At 51.6% G+C, this 2,500-nt stretch carries 2 rRNA genes (1 of these 2 cut by a window edge); both read right to left on the reverse strand.

The features are described from left to right. Positions 1-53: 53 nt before the first annotated feature. Positions 54-166: ribosomal RNA gene (rrf, locus tag BV908_RS18225) — 5S ribosomal RNA — on the reverse strand. 120 nt (positions 167-286) lie between these two features. After that, positions 287-2,500: ribosomal RNA gene (locus BV908_RS18230) — 23S ribosomal RNA — on the reverse strand; it runs 662 nt beyond the window's last position.

Here is a 2,500-nt window from a genome sequence, read left to right on the forward strand (position 1 = left end):
AAAGCAAAACGCCCTCCCACTGTTTTAGTGGGAGGGCGGTTTGGGCTGTAAGAGCCTGACGATGACCTACTTTCACACGGGAACCCGCACTATCATCGGCGCGAAGTCGTTTCACTGTCCTGTTCGGGATGGGAAGGAGTGGTACCAACTTGCTATGGTCATCAGGCATAAAGGGTTGCTGAGCAGTGAGGACTGCACAGCGAATTCATAGAGTCTGTGAATCAGCGTGGATTTGATTGCGTACTTGGCATAACAGTCTTGAACTGCGATTGGCAGTCAAAGTTATAGGGTCAAGCCGCACGGGCAATTAGTACTGGTTAACTTAATGCATTGCTGCACTTCCACACCCAGCCTATCAACGTCGTGGTCTACAACGACCCTTCAGGGGGCTCAAGGCCCCGGCAGATCTCATCTTGAAACGAGTTTCCCGCTTAGATGCTTTCAGCGGTTATCTCTTCCACACTTAGCTACTCGGCAATGCCACTGGCGTGACAACCGATACACCAGAGGTGTGTCCACTCCGGTCCTCTCGTACTAGGAGCAGGCTTCCTCAAATCTGCAGCGCCCACGGAAGATAGGGACCAAACTGTCTCACGACGTTTTAAACCCAGCTCACGTACCTCTTTAAATGGCGAACAGCCATACCCTTGGGACCGACTACAGCCCCAGGATGAGATGAGCCGACATCGAGGTGCCAAACACCGCCGTCGATATGAACTCTTGGGCGGTATCAGCCTGTTATCCCCAGAGTACCTTTTATCCGTTGAGCGATGGCCCTTCCATACAGAACCACCGGATCACTATGTCCTGCTTTCGCATCTGCTCGACTTGTCAGTCTCGCAGTTAAGCACGCTTATGCCATTGCACTATCGTCACGATGTCCGACCGTAACTAGCGTACCTTCGAACTCCTCCGTTACGCTTTGGGAGGAGACCGCCCCAGTCAAACTGCCTACCATGCACTGTCCCCGATCCAGCTAATGGACCTAGGTTAGAACCTCAAACGCACCAGGGTGGTATTTCAACGTTGGCTCCATGAGATCTAGCGACCTCACTTCAAAGCCTCCCACCTATCCTACACAGATCCGTTCAAAGTCCAATACAAAGCTACAGTAAAGGTTCATGGGGTCTTTCCGTCTTTCCGCGGGGAGATTGCATCATCACAAACATTTCAACTTCGCTGAGTCTCAGGAGGAGACAGTGTGGCCATCGTTACGCCATTCGTGCAGGTCGGAACTTACCCGACAAGGAATTTCGCTACCTTAGGACCGTTATAGTTACGGCCGCCGTTTACTGGGACTTCAATCAAGAGCTTGCACCCCATCATTTAATCTTCCAGCACCGGGCAGGCGTCACACCCTATACGTCCACTTTCGTGTTTGCAGAGTGCTGTGTTTTTATTAAACAGTCGCAGCCACCGATTTTTTGCAACCGCTTTGGGCTCCCTTTGTACAAGTTCACCTACTTGCGGCATACCTTCTCCCGAAGTTACGGTATCAATTTGCCGAGTTCCTTCTCCTGAGTTCTCTCAAGCGCCTTAGAATACTCATCTCGCGCACCAGTGTCGGTTTGCGGTACGGTCGTCAATAGCTGAAGCTTAGTGGCTTTTCCTGGAAGCAGGGTATCACTCACTTCGTCTGCAAGCAGACTCGTTATCACCCCTCATCTAAGCCCGGCGGATTTGCCTACCAGGCACGACTACAGGCTTGAACCAACATATCCAACAGTTGGCTGAGCTAACCTTCTCCGTCCCCACATCGCACTATTGATCGGTACAGGAATATTGACCTGTTTCCCATCAGCTACGCATCTCTGCCTCGCCTTAGGGGCCGACTCACCCTACGCCGATGAACGTTGCGTAGGAAACCTTGCGCTTACGGCGAGCGGGCTTTTCACCCGCTTTAACGCTACTCATGTCAGCATTCGCACTTCTGATACCTCCAGCATCCGTTACCAGACACCTTCACAGGCTTACAGAACGCTCTCCTACCACGTGCAATAAATTGCACATCCGCAGCTTCGGTAACTGGCTTAGCCCCGTTACATCTTCCGCGCAGGACGACTCGATCAGTGAGCTATTACGCTTTCTTTAAATGATGGCTGCTTCTAAGCCAACATCCTGACTGTTTTAGCCTTCCCACTTCGTTTCCCACTTAGCCAATTTTAGGGACCTTAGCTGGCGGTCTGGGTTGTTTCCCTCTTGAGTCCGGACGTTAGCACCCGGTGCTCTGTCTCCCAAGCTGTACTCTGCAGTATTCGGAGTTTGCCTTGGTTTGGTAAGTCGCCATGACCCCCTAGCCAAAACAGTGCTCTACCCCCGCAGGTAATACTTGAGGCACTACCTAAATAGTTTTCGGAGAGAACCAGCTATTTCCAAGTTTGTTTAGCCTTTCACCCCTATCCACAGCTCATCCGCTAGTTTTGCAACACTAGTCGGTTCGGACCTCCAGTACCTGTTACGGCACCTTCATCCTGGCCATGGATAGATCACTTGGTTTCGG

It is taken from the genome of Diaphorobacter sp. LR2014-1 (assembly GCF_002916785.1).
GTDB classification, from domain to species: Bacteria; Pseudomonadota; Gammaproteobacteria; order Burkholderiales; family Burkholderiaceae_C; genus Diaphorobacter; species Diaphorobacter nitroreducens.